This is a genomic window from Paracoccus niistensis, assembly GCF_042432925.1.
Classification (GTDB): domain Bacteria; phylum Pseudomonadota; class Alphaproteobacteria; order Rhodobacterales; family Rhodobacteraceae; genus Paracoccus; species Paracoccus niistensis.
Genome location: NZ_JBHLWE010000029.1, coordinates 96,807 through 112,485 on the forward strand (window position 1 = coordinate 96,807; position 15,679 = coordinate 112,485).

Consider the following 15,679-nt stretch of genomic DNA (forward strand, 5'->3'; position numbering starts at 1 on the left):
GGCGCGGCGACATGATTAGGTAGGTGTTGCCGCCCGCCATCCGCAGGAGTTCATGACCACGCATTTCCCCCAGGGTGCCCGCATCGGGGTGCTGACGACCGAGCCCGTGGGCCTGCTCGACTACCTCTCGCCCGAGGGGGGCGTGCTGCTGGGGCAACTGGTCGTCGTGCCGCTGGGTCCGCGCCGGGTGCTGGGCGTGGTCTGGGGCAAGGGCATGGGCGACTTCGACGCGTCGAAGCTGCGGCCCGTCGCCCGGCTGGTGGACGCGGCCCCCTTCGGCGAGGGGGTGCTGGAGTTCATTCAGCGCGCCGCCGACTATACCCTGACGCCGCTGCCGGTGGTGCTGCGTATGATGCTGCGCGCGCCCGACCTCGACCAGCCGCCCGCCGCCCGGCGCGTCGTCCATCGCGTGGGCCCTGCACCCGAGCGGATGACCGAGGCGCGGGCCGCCGTCCTGCGGGTAATCGAGGAGCATGGCGGCGCGGGCTTCGCGCCCTCGGAACTGGCGCAACTGGCGGGCGTCGGCACGTCGGTCGTCAAGGGGCTGGTTGCTGCGGGCACGCTGGTCGAGACAGAGGCCCCGAAGGACTCGCCCTATCCGCGGCTGGACCCTTCGCTGCCCGGAAAGCCGCTCGCCCCCGATCAGGCAGTGGCGGCCGAGACGCTGCGGACGGGCCTGCGGGGCGGCGGCTATGCGACAACGCTGCTGCGCGGCGTCACCGGATCGGGCAAGACCGAGGTCTATCTGGAGGCCGTGGCCGAGACCCTGCGCATGGGCCGGCAGGCGCTGGTCCTTTTGCCCGAGATCGCGCTGTCGGCCGAGTTCATCGACCGCGTCGAGGCCCGCTTCGGCGCCCGTCCCGGCGAGTGGCACAGCGGCATTACCCGCACCGAACGCCGCCGGTTGTGGCACATGGCGGGGCGCGGCGAGGTGGGCGTGGTCGTGGGCGCCCGCTCGGCCCTGTTCCTGCCCTTCCGCGACCTCGGGCTGATCGTCGTCGATGAGGAACATGACAGTTCCTACAAGCAGGACGAGACGGTCCATTACAGCGCCCGTGACATGGCCGTGCTGCGCGCCAGCATCGAGGGGGCGCAGGTGGTGCTGGCCTCGGCCACGCCCTCGGTGGAAACCTGGGTGAATGCGGCGACGGGCAAGTATCGCCGCGTCGACCTGCGCGCCCGCTATGGCGAGGCGGAACTGCCCGAGATGGCCGCCATCGACCAGCGCAAGGAGGACCTGCCCTCGGGGCGCTGGATCTCGCCCACCCTCGGCCGGGCGGTCGAGGAGCGGCTGGAGCGGGGCGAGCAGTCGCTGCTGTTCCTCAACCGCCGAGGCTATGCGCCGGTGACGACCTGCCGGGCCTGCGGGCACCAGATCGGCTGCGACGACTGCGACGCGCGGATGGTGGAACACCGCTTCCAGCGGCGCCTGATCTGCCACCAGTGCGGCGCGACGAAGCCGATCCCGGTCGCCTGCCCGGCCTGCGAGGTGGAAGGAAAGCTCGCCGCCATCGGCCCCGGCGTCGAGCGGCTGGCCGAGGAGGTGGCGGAACGCTTTCCCGAAAGGCGTGCGGTGGTGCTGTCCTCGGACCTTTATACCTCGGCCCGCGCGCTGAAGGAGACGATCGCGAATATCGCGGCTGGCGAGGCCGACATCATCATCGGCACCCAGATCGTCGCCAAGGGGCACAACTTCCCGGCGCTGACGCTGGTCGGGGTGATCGACGCGGACCTCGGGCTGCAGGGGGCTGACCTGCGGGCGGCCGAGCGGTCCTTCCAGCTGATGCGGCAGGTCGCGGGCCGGGCGGGCCGTCAGGCGGGCGACCGCCCCGGCGTGGCGCTGCTGCAGACCCACCAGCCCGAGCATCCGGTGATCCGCGCCATCCTGTCGGGCGACGACGAGGCCTTCTGGAACGCCGAGGCCGAATCCCGCCACGCGGCCCGGATGCCGCCCTTTGCGCGCCTTGCGGGGATCATCCTGTCCCACCCCGACCAGCCGGTGGTCGAGGCCTATGCGCAGGAACTCGCCCGCCGCGCCGCGCCGCTTTCCGAGATCGGGGCCGAACTGTTCGGGCCCGCCCCCGCCCCCATCGCGCGGGTCCGCGCGCGTTACCGGGTGCGGATGCTGGTGCGTGCGCCCCGACAGGCGCCGCTGCAATCGGCCATCGCCGCATGGCTGGCGGCTGCGCCCAAGGCACCGACGAACCTGCGGCTTGCGGTGGACATCGATCCGCAGAGCTTCTTGTGAGGCATTGAGGCCCGTTTCCAGCAGGGCAAGGCCTCACTGGCCGCACGCCGGCTTCCGGGCGCCGGGAAAACAGTCCAGTGGACCGTTCTCAGCGAGGAAGGCCACGGCGGTGGCGATCGGGGCAGAGCCCAGCCTTACGCCCCGCTTTCCGCCAGCACCGACTCCAGCACCGGGGCAAGGCGGCTGGCCCAGAACTCCTGCCCCTCGGCATCGCGGATCAGGTCGTTCCGGACCTCGACCAGCACATTGGGCCGGCCATGGGCCAGCGCGTGGGTGTCGATGGAGTCGCCCTCCAGGTGGCCGCTGTAAGGCTCGTTGTCGCCGGTGATCCACCCTTGGGCGCGGCAGGCGCGGACCATGGCGGGGCCCAGCCGCTCGTCGCGGTGCGAGTAGAGGATACCTACCAGCCATGGCCGCGGCGGGCGCCCCTTCAATTGGGGGGTAAAGCTGTGGACCGCGCAGATCGCGCGCGCCGGGTGGGTGGCGGCCAGCCGCGCCAGTGCCCGGTGATAGGGACGATACAGCCGGTCAAGGCGACGTTCCCGTTCTGCTGCGTCGGCCTTGCGGTTCGCCGGGATCACCGTGCCGTCGTACAGCCGCATCAGCAGAGTCGGGTCGTCCTCGCCCCGGTTGGGGTCGATCACGAGGCGCGAGAAGTCCGACCGGATCATCGGCGCGTCCAGCCTGCGGGCCAGCACGGATGCCAGCCCCGCCGCGCCGACGTCCCAGGCGATGTGGCGCGCCATGTCTTGCGCGGCGATGCCCAGATCGCCGCCGTTCACCCATGGCGGCACGCGGTTCGTGGCATGGTCGCAGGTGACCAGCCAGCGCGAGGGGCGGTTGTCTCCCTCGATGGTGAAGGGCGGGGCGTCGATCGGATTGCTGTCATGCGCGTTCATGATGGGGGCGGTATACGTCCCGCGACAGGACCGCGCCAGTTGCCCGTGCGGCCGCCGACAGGTAGACGATAGCGCAAACATGATGGGAAGGGACCGGCAGATGAGACGACACCGCAACGTGAAGATCGTGGCGACTCTGGGGCCTTCGTCCAGCGACCTGGCCACGATCCGCGCGCTGTTCCAGGCAGGCGCCGACGTCTTCCGCCTGAACATGAGCCACGGCGACCATGCCGAGCAGAAGGCCCGCTATGACGCGATCCGCGCGGTCGAGGCGGAGCTGGGCCGTCCCATCGCCGTACTGGCCGACCTGCAGGGACCCAAGCTGCGGGTGGGCACCTTCGCCAACGGCCCGCATGAGCTGGCGGAGGGCGACCGCTTCCGCTTCGACCTCGATCCCGCGCCGGGCGACAGCCGCCGCGTGCAGTTGCCCCATCCCGAGATCTTCGCGGCGCTGAAGGTCGGCTCGCGGCTGCTGGTCAACGACGGCAAGATCCGCCTGCGGGTCGAAAGCTGCGGGCCGGACTTCGCGGATTGCGTGGTGACGGCGGGGGACACCATCTCGAACCGCAAGGGCGTGAACGTCCCTGACGCGGTGCTGCCGCTGAAGGCCCTGTCCGACAAGGACCGGGCAGACCTTGAGTTCGCCTGCGAACTGGGCGTGGACTGGCTGGCGCTGTCCTTCGTTCAGCGCCCCGAGGACGTGATCGAGGCGCGCGAGCTGGCGAAGTGCCGCGTGGCCATCCTGTCCAAGATCGAAAAGCCCGCAGCGGTCGAATGCTTTGCCGACATCCTGAAGGTCTCGGACGGGATCATGGTCGCGCGGGGCGACCTTGGCGTGGAACTGCCGGTCCATTCGGTGCCGCCGATCCAGAAGCGCCTGGTCCGGGCCTGCCGGCAGGCGGCCAAGCCCGTGATCGTGGCGACCCAGATGCTGGAATCGATGATCGAAAGCCCCATGCCCACCCGGGCCGAGGTCAGCGACGTGGCGACCGCTATCTACGAAGGGGCCGACGCCGTCATGCTGTCGGCCGAATCAGCGGCGGGGCGCTATCCGGTCGAGGCGGTGGCGACGATGGACAACGTCGCCCGCTCGGTCGAGAGCGACCCGACCTACAGGATCATCATCGACGGCTCGCGCGGGACCGACAACCGCACCAGCGTGGCCGATTCCATGGCCGTGGCCGCGCGCGAGATCGCCGAAACGACCGACATCGCCGCCATCTGCGCCTATACCCAGTCCTCGACCACTGTGCGGCTGGTCGCCCGCGAACGACCCAAGGTGCCGATCATCGCCATGAGCTCCGAGCCTGCCGTGCTGCGGCGCATGGCGCTGGTCTGGGGGGCGCATTGCGTGGGCACGCCCGCGCTCGAACGCTTCAAGCAGGCGGTGCTGAACGCCGTGAACGCCGCGCAGGAGTTCGACTTCGCGGATCGCACGCAGAAGGTCATCGTGATCGCGGGCGTGCCCTTCAACACCGCGGGGTCCACGAACATTCTTCGCGTTGCATCCTGCGACGAGCTGTTGCTATCCAGCACCGACCCCGAGTGACGGGGCGGCCCGCCTTCTGCACGAGTTCGATCCCATGTCCGACGTCCTTATCCTGCTGGGCACCGCGCTGATGGCGGTGTCGGTCATCCTGGCGATCGTCTCGCTGGCCCGGATCGAGCCGCCGCGCGGCGCGGCCATCGCCTTTGTCCTGGGGGCGGCGGCGCTGTTCTTGGGCGCCTGGATGGACCCGACGCCTTTCCGGGTGCAGGACCTGGGCGAGGCCTGGCAGCGCCTTCTGGCGGGTCAGGTCCGGCTGTAGGCCGCAACTTCCGCTTGCCATCCTGCCTGCGCGCCGCTATCAGGCGCGCTTCCACACGTCCCGCGCGGCCGGCCGGTTGGCATTGCCGAGTCGCGCGTTCACTCTGACAAGGAGAAGAAAATGCCGAAGATGAAGACCAAGGCCGCGGCGAAGAAGCGGTTCTCGATGACGGCAAGCGGCAAGGTCAAGGCAGGCCCGGCGGGCAAGCGCCACGGCATGATCAAGCGCTCGACGAAATTCATCCGGGACGTGACGGGGACCATGATCCTGTCCGACCAGGACGCGAAGATCGTCAAGAAATACATGCCCTACGACCGCTGAGAAGGATCTGAACCATGTCCCGCGTTAAATCCGGCAAGGTCACCCACGCCCGCCACAAGAAGGTCCTTGACGCCGCCAAGGGCTATTACGGCAACCGTTCGCGCAACTTCCGCACCGCCACCCAGGCTGTCGACAAGGCGCTGCAGTATGCGACCCGCGACCGCAAGACCCGCAAGCGGAACTTCCGCGCGCTGTGGATCGCCCGCATCAACGCCGCCGTCCGCGCGGTCGATGCCGAGATGACCTATTCGCGCTTCATCGCCGCCCTGTCGAAGGCGGGGATCGAGGTGGACCGCAAGGTCCTGGCCGACTTGGCCGTGCACGAGCCCGAGGCGTTCAACGCCATCGTGGCCCAGGCGAAGGCCGCCGCCGACACCCCGGCCACCGTCGCCGCCTGATCCTTCGGACAGGATGGAATGCATCGAACCCGCGCCGAGGCGCGGGTTCTTTCGTTTCCAGCCTCAGCGCCAGATGTCGTTGTCCACCCCGCGATCCGCCAGCTGGGGATGGGCGGACAGGTGGAACTCGGGCCGCCGTCCCATGCGGCGCTGGGTGACATAGTCGCGGGTGATCCGCGCCACGACCCCCGACAGCGCCACAATGGCGATCAGGTTGATCGTCGCCATCAGCCCCATCGAGGCATCCGCGAAGTTGAAGACCGTGGTGACCGCCTGCAGCGCGCCCCAGATCACCATGCCCAGCACGGCAAGCCGCAGCACGAAGATGCCCCTGTCGCCGAAGCCCAGGTAGACCAGCGCGTTCTCGGCATAGGCATAGTTGCCGATGATCGAGGTGAAGGCGAAGAACAGGATCGCCAGTCCGACGAAATAGATGCCGGTCTGTCCGAAATGCTCGCCCAGCGCGGCCTGCGTCAGCGCGACGCCGGTCAGTTCCGCCGAGGGCACCGCGCCCGACAGCAGGATCATCACCGCCGTCGCCGTGCAGACGAGGATCGTGTCGATGAAGACCCCCAGCGACTGCACGAAGCCCTGCGCCGCGGGGTGATGCGGGTCGGGCGTCGCCACCGCCGCGATGTTCGGGGCCGAGCCCATCCCCGCCTCGTTCGAGAACAGCCCGCGCTTGACCCCGTTCAGCATGGCCGCGGCCATGCCGCCCGCGACGCCGCCGACCGCAGGCTCCAGCCCCAGCGCCTGACGGAAGATATGCGCCAGCACGCCCGGCACCTCGGCGATGTTGGTGGCGAAGATCCAGGCCGCGGCCAGAAGGTAGGCCCCGGCCATGAAGGGCACGATCAGTTCGGCCGCCTTGGCGATCTGGGGGATGCCGCCGAAGATGATGATCGCGGTGAAGAAGGCCAGCGACACGCCGGTGACCCAGCGCGGCACGCCAAAGGTTTCCCAGGCCTCGGCGATGGAATTGGCCTGCACCGCCTCGAACACCAGCCCGAAGGAGATCAGCAGGGCCACCGCGAACAGCGCGGCCAGCCAGCGCAGCTTCAGCCCGTTGGCGATGTAGAAGGCAGGGCCGCCGCGATACATGCCGTGCGGCCCATGCACCTTGTAAAGCTGTGCCAGCGCCGATTCCGCATAGGCCGTGGCCATGCCGACCAGCGCCACGACCCACATCCAGAAGACCGCGCCGGGGCCGCCCAGCGTGATCGCCACCGCCACGCCCGCGATGTTGCCGGTGCCGACCCGGCTGGCGAGGCTGACCGACAGCGCCTGGAAGGGCGAGATCCCGTCCGCGTCCTTTTCGGTCCGGCTGAATGTGCAGCGCAGCATCTCGCCGAAATGGACGAACTGGATGAAGCGCAGGCGGATTGTGAAATAGATGCCGACGGCGATCAGCCCGTAGATCAGCACGTAATTCCACAGAACGCCGTTGATCGCGTCGATGATGGGGTCGAGCATGGGTCTCTCCGTCCCAAGGGTGCCATCACGCAGGCGTGACAGCTTGCGGGCGCCGCTGCAACCGCGCAGACGCCCCGAACGACGGCGGGGCCGGGCGATCTGCGCTGCGGATGATCCTGACGCTGCGCCCCGACAGCGGCGTCCGGCTGCGCGCCACGCCGCGCTAGAAACCGCGCGTCCCCCGTGCTAGGTCCGCCCCGCAATTCCCGCGAGGCCCCCCGATGACCGATCCCGACAGCTTGCGTTCAACTTGGCTTGGCCGCGTCGCCGAGGCGGCCGACGCCCCCGCGCTGGAGGAGGTCCGCCTGGCGGCCCTCGGCAAGAAGGGCGAGATCGCGCTGATGATGCGCGAGCTGGGCCGCATGACCCCCGAGGAGCGCCAGACCACCGGCGCCGCCCTGAACCGCGTCAAGGACGAGATCGACGCCGCCCTGCGCGCCCGCAAGCTGGCGCTGGAGGACGCGGCGCTGGAGGCGCGGCTTGCGGGCGAGTGGCTGGACGTCACGCTTCCGGGCCGCCCGCGCCCGCAGGGCACCATCCACCCCGTGTCCCAGGTCATGGACGAGGTCACCGCGATCTTCGCCGACATGGGATTCGCGGTGGCCGAGGGCCCGCAGGTCGAATCCGACTGGTACAACTTCGACGCCCTGAACATCCCGCCCGAACACCCCGCGCGGCAGGAGCATGACACCTTCTTCATGGCCCGCGCGGAAGGAGACACCCGCCCGCCCCATGTCCTGCGCACCCATACCTCGCCCGTCCAGATCCGCGCGATGGAGGCGATGGGCGCCCCCCTGCGCATCATCTGCCCCGGCCGCGTCTACCGCATGGACATGGACCAGACCCACACGCCCATGTTCCACCAGGTTGAGGGGCTGGCGATCGGGAAGGACATCTCGATGGCCAACCTGAAATGGACGCTGGAGGAATTCTGCCGTGCCTTCTTCGAGGTCGATGAGGTCGAGCTGCGCTTCCGCGCCTCGCATTTCCCCTTCACCGAGCCCTCGGCCGAGGTGGACATCCGCTGCGACTGGTCCGGCGGCCAGTTGAAGATCGGGCAGGGGGAAAGCTGGCTGGAAATCCTCGGCTCGGGCATGGTCCATCCCAAGGTGCTGCAGGCCGGCGGGATCGACCCATCCGAGTGGCAGGGCTTCGCCTTCGGCATGGGCATCGACCGGATCGCGATGCTGAAATACGGGATTCCCGACCTGCGGGCGTTCTTCGAGAGCGATCTGCGCTGGCTGCGGCATTACGGGTTTGCGGCGGGGGATGTGCCGAGTGTCAGTGGTGGGTTAAGTAAGTGACAATTCTTGCGCTCATTCTGATGGCGTGGTTTCTTCTGGCAATACTGTTACTAATGCTCTGCTTAGACCCCGCTGAGCAAGATAAGTATGAGTTGCTTAGGATGAGGTTGAGTGGTTATGTGCGTGCTAAAGGCACAATGCAAGTTTCCTCGTCCCTATCCTCTTTTGTGCCCTTAACTCCCGCCGAGCATGAAATATTACTTGGTACTTTGAAGAAAGTTGAAGCCAAGAATGCAGCTATGGTTGCTGTGCATACATTTTTTGCTGGGTTCTTGTTTTCCTCGTTGAGCGGTGAAGCCGGTACGCCCCGAACAATGCTTTACTCAATATTTTTGGCATTCGAAATTATCTTTTTGGCGGCTGCTGTTGTAGGTGTGCGTCAGCTGGATAATTATAGTCTACGAAAAGTTCTGCGCAAATTTGGCGGCAAGCGAGATTTTGATGTGCAGTTGAAGCTTCAACAAGACCTGATGGACGATCTTTTGGTAAAGGAAAGGCTTCATAGGTTTAGTTCTCTGGGAGGCCTTGTGACGGTCACCTCTGCCGCGATGATGGTATTTTCGATCTCAACCTGTGAATTTTCTGCGCGGAAATTTATGTTGCCTGCTGCCGTAAATGGTTTTTGCGACAACTGGGGCGTGGAGCCTGTTGTGAAACGTGGGAATGACAAATGAAACTCACCCTCTCCTGGCTCCGTGACCATCTCGACACCACGGCGAGTCTGACCGAGATCACCGACGCGCTGACCGACCTCGGGCTCGAGGTCGAGGAGGTCGTCGATCCCGCCGGCAAGCTTTCCGCCTTCACCATCGCCCGGATCGAGCATGCCGAGCCGCATCCCGACGCCGACCGGCTGCGGGTGCTGCGGGTGGCGACCGACGAGGGCGAGAAGCAGGTCGTCTGCGGCGCGCCCAATGCGCGGGCGGGGCTGGTCGGCGTGCTGGCGAAACCCGGCGACTATGTGCCGGGCATCGACACCACCCTCGGCGTCGGCAAGATCCGCGGGATCGAGAGCCACGGCATGATGGCTTCGGAACGCGAGCTTGAGCTTTCGGACGAGCACAACGGCATCATCGAGCTGCCCTCGGGTCAGGTCGGGCAGCGTTTCATCGACTGGCTGGCCGAGAACGCGCCGGAAAAGATCGACCCGATGATCCACATCAAGATCACCCCGAACCGCCCCGACGCGCTGGGCGTGCGGGGGATCGCCCGCGACCTCGCCGCGCGGGGCTTGGGCACGCTGAAGCCGCTGGAGGTTCAGGCCGTCGCGGGCAGCTTCGACAGCCCCCTCGGCGTGACGATCGAGACGGACGTGCTGGACCGTGCCCCGCATTTCGCGGGCCGGCTGATCCGGGGCGTGACGAACGGCCCCTCGCCGGACTGGCTGCAAAGCCGCCTGCGCGCCATCGGTCTGCGGCCGATTTCAGCGCTGGTGGATATCACCAACCTCTTCACCTTCGACCTGAACCGCCCGCTGCATGTCTTCGACGCGGGGAAAGTGCAGGGCGACCTGACCGTGCGCGGCGCGGCCGAGGGCGAGAGCCTGCTCGCGCTGGACGGCAAGACCTATGCCCTGCGCGCGGGCGACCTGGTGATCGCGGACGACAACGGCCCCGAAAGCCTCGCCGGGATCATGGGCGGCGAGGCCTCGGGCGTGACCGAGGAGACCGTCGATGTCTTCCTGGAAAGCGCCTGGTGGCAGCCCATCGGCATTGCCGCGACGGGCCGGGCGCTGAAGATCAACTCGGACGCCCGCTATCGCTTCGAACGCGGCGTGGACCCGGCTTTCACCCGTGACGGGCTGGAACTGGCGACGCGGCTGATCCTCGACCTCTGCGGCGGCGAGCCGAGCCATGTGGTCGAGGCGGGCGCCGCCCCCGACCATGCCCGCGCCTACCGGCTGGACCCCGCGCGGACGCAGAGCCTTGTTGGCCTTGAGATCCCCGAAGCCGAACAGCGCGCCACGCTGGAGGCCCTCGGCTTCCGGCTGGAGGGCGACATGGCCCAGGTGCCCTCCTGGCGCCCCGACGTGCAGGGCGAGGCCGATCTGGTCGAGGAAATCGCCCGCATCGCCAGCCTCTCGCGCCTGCAGGGCCAGCCGCTGCCACGCCCCCGCGCGGGTGTGCCGCAGCCGGTGCTGACGCCGCTGCAGCGCCGCGAATCCGCCGCCCGGCGGATGGCCGCGGCGCTGGGCTACAATGAATGCGTGACCTACAGCTTCATCGACCAGCCCTCGGCCGCGCTGTTCGGCGGCGGCTCGGACGCGGTCAGGATCGAGAACCCGATCTCGTCCGAGATGACCCACCTGCGTCCCGACCTGCTGCCCGGCCTTCTGGCCGCGGCGGCGCGCAACCAGGCGCGCGGCTTCATGGACCTGGCGCTCTTCGAGGTCGGCCCGGTCTTTTCCGGCGGCGAGCCGGGCGAGCAGGCAGTGCAGCTGTCAGGCCTGCTGGTCGGCGCCAGTGCCGCGCGCGACCCGCATGGCTCGCGCCGGGCAGTGGACATCTATGACGCCAAGGCCGATGCCGAGGCGATCCTGTCCGCCATCGGCGCGCCCGCCCGCGCGCAGGTTGACCGCAAGCTCGACGGCTGGTGGCACCCCGGCCGCGCCGGCAACATCGCGCTGGGGCCGAAGCGGCTAGCGACATTCGGCGAGGTCCACCCCCGCATCCTCAAGGCGCTGGACGTCAAGGGACCGGCGGTCGCCTTCACAGTCCACCTCGCCAATATCCCGCTGCCGAAGGTCAAGACCCCCACGCGCCCGGCGCTGGAAATCAGCGACCTGCAGGCCGTGGAACGCGACTTCGCCTTTGTCGTGGACAACCGTGTCGAGGCCCTGACGCTGGTCAACGCCGCCCAGGGCGCCGACAAGGCGCTTGTCGAGCGCGTCACCGTCTTTGACGAGTTCAAGGGCGAGCGGGCCGAGGCGCAGATGGGCCCCGGCAAGAAGTCCATCGCCCTGACCGTCCGCCTGCAGCCGAAGGGCAAGACCCTGACGGATGCCGAGATCGAGGCGGTTGCGGCGAAGATCGTCGAGAAAGTGGGCAAGGCCACAGGAGGAACCCTGCGCGGCTGAGGGTCGTTCGCGCCTTGGTAGATGATTAACCAAGATCGCAATCACAGGTTGGCGGGCCGGGTCATCCCTGCCTAGGCTTGGGTCCGCCACGACCGGAAGGATTCAGCCATGCAGGTTCTGACCGCCCAGCAGTTCGCTCAACGCCTGATGACCAGCAATTACGGGGAAGGCGCCATCCGCACCATGCGGCCGGGCTCGGACGGCGCCATCACCGTCAACATCACCGCCCTGACCGCGCAGGAACAGAGCCTGGCCCGCAATGCGCTGGCCGAGATCGCCCGGATGACCGGGCTGAACTTCCGCGAAACGGCGGGCTCGGCCAAGATCACCTATGGCCACGAGGGCTCGGGCGCCAACACGCGCACGACCTATTCCGGGACCACCATCAACAACGCGACCGTGCGGATCGCGGCCGACCGGGTCGAGCCGGGCGACAGTTACGGCAGCTTTGCCTTCCGCACCTATGTGCACGAAACCCTGCACGCCCTCGGGCTGGGCCACCCGCAGGATTATGACCGGGTCGAGGAGTTCAGGCAGTCCGCCATCGCCAACGACAGTTGGCAGATGAGCATCATGTCCTATTTCGACCAGAACGAGAACACCTGGGTCAACGCGACCAAGGCCTATCACCTGACCCCGATGCTGGCCGACTATCTGGCGCTGCGGCAGATGTATGGCGCCTCGAACATGCACATGGGCAACACGACCTATGGCGTGAACTCGAACGCAGGCGGCTCGCTGGACGCGGCGGCGCGTCTGGGGGCAGGGGCGACCTTCCTGATCGCCGACCACGGCGGGCGGGACGCGGTGAACTTCTCGGGCACAAGCGCGGCGCAGCGGATCGACCTGACGCCAGGCGCATTTTCCAACGTGATGGGCGCGGTGGGCAACATGCAGATCGCCCCCGACACGATGATCGAGGATGCGACCGGTGGCGCTGGCGCGGACACGATCGTCGGCAATGGCGCGGCCAACCGGCTGACGGGCAACGCGGGGGCCGACCAGCTTTATGGCCGCGGCGGAGCGGACGTGCTGAACGGCGGCGACGGCAATGACCGGCTGTGGGGCGAGGATGGCGATGACCAGCTGATCGGGGGTGCGGGAAACGACTCGCTTTACGGTGGCGCAGGCAACGACCGGCTGACGGATTCGGGTGGGGCGAACCTCCTGGATGGCGGGGCCGGGAATGATGCGCTGATCGGTGGCGCGGGCGCCGACCGGCTGCTCGGGGCCGCGGGCTCCGACACGATCTCGGGCAACGGCGGCAACGACCAGATCGACGGCGGCGATGGCGGCGACCGCCTGTTCGGGCAGGACGGCGCCGACCGGATCCAGGCCGGCGGGGGGAACGACATCCTGATCGGCGGCGCGGGCGACGACACCCTGCTGGGCGGGGCCGGCAACGACGATCTGGCGGCAGAGGGCGGCCGCGACGTGCTGGACGGCGGGGCAGGAAGCGATCTTCTGCGCGGCGGCGCGGGGGTGGACCGCTTCGTCTTCAACGACGGGCTGGACACGATCCGCAACTTCGACGAGGCGCAGGACGTCATTGATCTGCGCAGCTTCGCGGGGCTGGACACATGGGCCGACGTGCGCGGCCAGCTGGTCCAGGCCGGCAATCATGTCGAGTTCCGGCAGGGCGGCGATGTGCTGCGGATCGAATGGACAAGGCTGGCCGAACTGGGGTCCGACGACTTCCTGTGGTGACGCCTGCCTGCCGGGGACTCGCAGGGGCTGACGCCAAGGACTGACAGGGGCCACCCTTTGCTGTGACCGTCTGTCCACTGTTGGGACATGAGGCGCAGACTCGGGCGGCGGGTCCCTTTGCATGCGGAGTAATCTGGCTTGCCGGACCTTGGCTTCGGCAGTGCCTCGGCTTGGCTGCAGGGAAAGGCGGTTGAAAGGCGCACCGTCCTGATCTTGGCCAGATGCGGCAGCCTTGGTGCGGTCCCAGTGGCGCGCAAGGCGTCAGGGCATCATCCCTTCGGTTGAGGCTTTCCCGGGAAGCCTGCAAGGCGAGGGATTTTCTTTGACCGGCAGGCGTTTACCTATACAAAAGGGGCAATTGCCGCTGGCGGATGAACCATGACGGATTCGCACCACGACGACTTCGGCTTCGACGGCGGGGCGTCGGGCCGCGCCGAGGCTGATCTTCAGCGCAGCAGCGATCGCTATCGCGCGGCGCTGAAGGCAGGGGCGCTGGTGCTGTGGCGGGCGGATCTGGCGGGGCGCATCCGTGCCGTCCTCGGCTGGGAGGCCCTGACCGGCCAGCCCGACCACTTGGCCTTGGGCCGGGCCAGCTTGGACCGCTTCCACCCCGAGGATCGCGCGCGGCTGGATTTCCGCTGTCTGGAACATGGCGATAGCCTGCAGGTGGAATGCCGTGTCCGGGACGCTCAGGGCCATTGGCGCTGGGTGCGGGCCCGCGGCGTGCTGATCCCCGAGTCCGAGGGCTGCCCGGCCGAGTGGGTCGGCACGCTGGAAGACATGCACGAGGAGCGGCTGGCGCTGGAACGCGCGCGCTATCTGGCGGAACGGGACGCGCTGACGGGCCTGGGCAGCCGGCGCACCCTGTACGAGCATCTTCACCGCCTGCGCGGCAAGGACGCCACTGCGACCGTGGTGCTGATCGACGTGGACCGCTTCAAGGCGATCAACGACCTTCACGGCCACCAGATCGGTGATCGCTTCCTAGTGCGTCTTGCCCAGGCGCTGGTCGCCTGCGCACCCGCCCATGCCGTCTGCGCGCGCATGGGCGGGGACGAGTTCTGCGCGGTGGTCGCGGACGCGGACGAGGCGCGGGCGCTCTGCGCGCGGCTCAAGTCGGCCTGCGCCGCGGGGATGACGATCGGCCCCGTCTTCTGCGTGCCGGATTTCAGCGCGGGCATTGCCGATGCGGACTGGACTGCGCGCAATCCCGTCTCGACCGTGCTGCGGCAGGCGGATCTGGCGCTGTATTCCGCCAAGGCGCAGCCCGGTTCGGCCCTGCAGTTCACCCCCGCGATGCAGGACGAGGCCGATGCGCGCGAGACGCTGCTGCACGCCCTCGGCACCGCCTGCCGCAACGACGAGTTCTTCCTGGAATACCAGCCCATCGTTTCGCTGGACAGCGACAGCCCGGTCGCCTTCGAGGCGCTGCTGCGCTGGCAGCATCCCACCCATGGCCGCATCGAGCCCTCGGTCTTCGTCCCCTTGGCCGAGCAGCACGGCATGATCGGGGAAATGGGGCGCTGGGTCCTGAGCCGCGCCTGTGCCGACCTGTTGCGGGCACCCGCAGACCTCCGGCTGGCAATCAACGTCTCGGCCCGGCAACTGGCCGAGCCGGGCTTTGCCGAGGGAGCGGCCGGGATCGTGCACGCGCACGGGCTGGACCCGGCACGGCTGACGCTGGAGCTGACCGAAAGCGTCGCGGTCAGCACCGTTGCGCCCGGATCAGAGGTCGAGGCGCTGCGGCGGCACGGCTTCCGGCTGGTGCTGGACGACTTCGGGACGGAATACGCGGCCCTGTCCCATGTCAGCTCGGGCCTGTTCGACGGGATCAAGTTGTCGCGAGACTTCATCGCCGACTGCTGCACCGCCGACCGGGCCTGGATGGTCCTGCGCCATGTCGTCAACCTTTGCGACGACCTGGGACTGTCCGTGGTGGCCGAGGGGATTGAGACGGACGAGGAACTCGAATGCCTGCGCGCGGCCGGGGTGCGGCTGGTGCAGGGCTATTACTACGACCGCCCGCGCCGGTTGTCCGAGCTTTACCCGGCCCGGGCCGCGGTGGCCTGAACGCCGCCCGGATGGGCGGCGTCCGGCGTTCAGGATCAGACGGCTTCGTCGATCCAGGCCTTCAGCGAGGCCTTGGGCGCGGCGCCCATGCGGTTGGACACGACCTCGCCGTCCTTGAACATGAACAGGGCCGGGATGCCGCGCACGCCCAGTGTCGCCGGGATGTCGGGGTTCTCGTCCACGTTCACCTTCACGATCTTCACGCGGCCGGCGTATTCATCCGACAGTTCTTCCAGCGCCGGGCCGATCTGGCGGCAGGGGCCGCACCATTCGGCCCAGAAATCCACGACGACGGGGACATCGGACTGGCGGACGACGCTGTCGAAATCGGCGTCGGTGGCTTTGGACGTGGCCATGGGAAAGCTCCTTGCGGGG

General features: G+C 68.2%; 13 protein-coding genes. 10 read left to right on the forward strand and 3 right to left on the reverse strand.

Annotation, left to right across the window (positions count from 1 at the left end):
- Positions 1-52 precede the first annotated feature (52 nt).
- Positions 53-2,248 carry a primosomal protein N' gene (locus ACFFII_RS09045; protein WP_377698562.1) on the forward strand — a complete coding sequence of 732 codons (2,196 nt, stop codon included), beginning with the start codon at positions 53-55 and terminating at the stop codon, positions 2,246-2,248.
- Between the two features lie 134 nt (positions 2,249-2,382).
- On the opposite strand, the gene ACFFII_RS09050 is transcribed toward ACFFII_RS09045, so the two are convergent.
- Complete coding sequence (locus ACFFII_RS09050) at positions 2,383-3,147, reverse strand: N-formylglutamate amidohydrolase (RefSeq protein WP_377698563.1); 765 nt, start codon at positions 3,145-3,147, stop codon at positions 2,383-2,385.
- A 100-nt stretch (positions 3,148-3,247) separates the two neighbouring features.
- On the opposite strand from ACFFII_RS09050, the gene pyk reads away from it, so the two are divergent.
- The 4 genes from pyk (at position 3,248) to rplT (ending at position 5,674) form a co-directional block, all read left to right on the forward strand.
- Positions 3,248-4,696 (forward strand): pyruvate kinase, encoded by a 1,449-nt coding sequence (pyk, locus tag ACFFII_RS09055; RefSeq protein WP_377698564.1) that lies wholly within the window; start codon positions 3,248-3,250, stop codon positions 4,694-4,696.
- A 34-nt stretch (positions 4,697-4,730) separates the two neighbouring features.
- The gene (locus ACFFII_RS09060; RefSeq protein ID WP_377698565.1) at positions 4,731-4,955 is read left to right on the forward strand and encodes a hypothetical protein; all 225 of its coding nucleotides are present in this window, start codon (positions 4,731-4,733) and stop codon (positions 4,953-4,955) included.
- A gap of 120 nt (positions 4,956-5,075) precedes the next feature.
- Positions 5,076-5,276, forward strand: coding sequence for a 50S ribosomal protein L35 (gene rpmI, locus ACFFII_RS09065; protein WP_090751848.1), 201 nt, complete (start codon positions 5,076-5,078; stop codon positions 5,274-5,276).
- Positions 5,277-5,290: 14 nt separating this feature from the next.
- Positions 5,291-5,674, forward strand: coding sequence for a 50S ribosomal protein L20 (gene rplT / locus ACFFII_RS09070; RefSeq protein WP_377698566.1), 384 nt, complete (start codon positions 5,291-5,293; stop codon positions 5,672-5,674).
- 63 nt (positions 5,675-5,737) lie between these two features.
- Here the strand turns inward: rplT and ACFFII_RS09075 are convergent, their stop codons facing one another.
- On the reverse strand, positions 5,738-7,147 hold the full coding sequence (locus ACFFII_RS09075) for an alanine/glycine:cation symporter family protein (protein WP_377698567.1): 1,410 nt from the start codon (positions 7,145-7,147) through the stop codon (positions 5,738-5,740).
- Positions 7,148-7,368: 221 nt separating this feature from the next.
- Between ACFFII_RS09075 and pheS the strand changes: the two genes are divergently transcribed.
- The 5 genes from pheS to ACFFII_RS09100 all read left to right on the forward strand — a co-directional run bounded on the left by pheS (position 7,369) and on the right by ACFFII_RS09100 (position 15,304).
- Positions 7,369-8,451 (forward strand): phenylalanine--tRNA ligase subunit alpha, encoded by a 1,083-nt coding sequence (pheS, locus tag ACFFII_RS09080; protein WP_377698568.1) that lies wholly within the window; start codon positions 7,369-7,371, stop codon positions 8,449-8,451.
- A 20-nt stretch (positions 8,452-8,471) separates the two neighbouring features.
- Positions 8,472-9,125, forward strand: coding sequence for a hypothetical protein (locus tag ACFFII_RS09085; RefSeq protein ID WP_377698569.1), 654 nt, complete (start codon positions 8,472-8,474; stop codon positions 9,123-9,125).
- Positions 9,122-11,527 (forward strand): phenylalanine--tRNA ligase subunit beta, encoded by a 2,406-nt coding sequence (gene pheT, locus ACFFII_RS09090; RefSeq protein WP_377698570.1) that lies wholly within the window; start codon positions 9,122-9,124, stop codon positions 11,525-11,527. Before ACFFII_RS09085 ends, pheT begins: the two co-directional genes overlap by 4 nt.
- Before the next feature lie 108 nt (positions 11,528-11,635).
- Positions 11,636-13,234: a M10 family metallopeptidase gene (locus ACFFII_RS09095; RefSeq protein WP_377698571.1), complete on the forward strand. Its 1,599-nt coding sequence runs from the start codon at positions 11,636-11,638 to the stop codon at positions 13,232-13,234.
- Positions 13,235-13,612: 378 nt separating this feature from the next.
- Positions 13,613-15,304: a putative bifunctional diguanylate cyclase/phosphodiesterase gene (locus tag ACFFII_RS09100; protein ID WP_377698572.1), complete on the forward strand. Its 1,692-nt coding sequence runs from the start codon at positions 13,613-13,615 to the stop codon at positions 15,302-15,304.
- A gap of 35 nt (positions 15,305-15,339) precedes the next feature.
- Here the strand turns inward: ACFFII_RS09100 and trxA are convergent, their stop codons facing one another.
- Positions 15,340-15,660 carry a thioredoxin gene (gene trxA / locus ACFFII_RS09105; protein ID WP_377698573.1) on the reverse strand — a complete coding sequence of 107 codons (321 nt, stop codon included), beginning with the start codon at positions 15,658-15,660 and terminating at the stop codon, positions 15,340-15,342.
- Between the last annotated feature and the right edge of the window lie 19 nt (positions 15,661-15,679).

Excerpts from the sequence above, each read along its gene's own strand:
- rplT (WP_377698566.1), top strand. The coding sequence starts at position 5,291 with ATGTCCCGCGTTAAATCCGGCAAGGTCACCCACGCCCGCCACAAGAAG.
- rpmI (WP_090751848.1), top strand. The coding sequence starts at position 5,076 with ATGCCGAAGATGAAGACCAAGGCCGCGGCGAAGAAGCGGTTCTCGATG.
- ACFFII_RS09095 (WP_377698571.1), top strand. The coding sequence starts at position 11,636 with ATGCAGGTTCTGACCGCCCAGCAGTTCGCTCAACGCCTGATGACCAGC.
- pheT (WP_377698570.1), top strand. The coding sequence starts at position 9,122 with ATGAAACTCACCCTCTCCTGGCTCCGTGACCATCTCGACACCACGGCG.
- pyk (WP_377698564.1), top strand. The coding sequence starts at position 3,248 with ATGAGACGACACCGCAACGTGAAGATCGTGGCGACTCTGGGGCCTTCG.
- ACFFII_RS09085 (WP_377698569.1), top strand. The coding sequence starts at position 8,472 with ATGGCGTGGTTTCTTCTGGCAATACTGTTACTAATGCTCTGCTTAGAC.
- ACFFII_RS09100 (WP_377698572.1), top strand. The coding sequence starts at position 13,613 with ATGACGGATTCGCACCACGACGACTTCGGCTTCGACGGCGGGGCGTCG.
- pheS (WP_377698568.1), top strand. The coding sequence starts at position 7,369 with ATGACCGATCCCGACAGCTTGCGTTCAACTTGGCTTGGCCGCGTCGCC.
- ACFFII_RS09075 (WP_377698567.1), bottom strand. The coding sequence starts at position 7,147 with ATGCTCGACCCCATCATCGACGCGATCAACGGCGTTCTGTGGAATTAC.
- ACFFII_RS09060 (WP_377698565.1), top strand. The coding sequence starts at position 4,731 with ATGTCCGACGTCCTTATCCTGCTGGGCACCGCGCTGATGGCGGTGTCG.
- trxA (WP_377698573.1), bottom strand. The coding sequence starts at position 15,660 with ATGGCCACGTCCAAAGCCACCGACGCCGATTTCGACAGCGTCGTCCGC.
- ACFFII_RS09045 (WP_377698562.1), top strand. The coding sequence starts at position 53 with ATGACCACGCATTTCCCCCAGGGTGCCCGCATCGGGGTGCTGACGACC.
- ACFFII_RS09050 (WP_377698563.1), bottom strand. The coding sequence starts at position 3,147 with ATGAACGCGCATGACAGCAATCCGATCGACGCCCCGCCCTTCACCATC.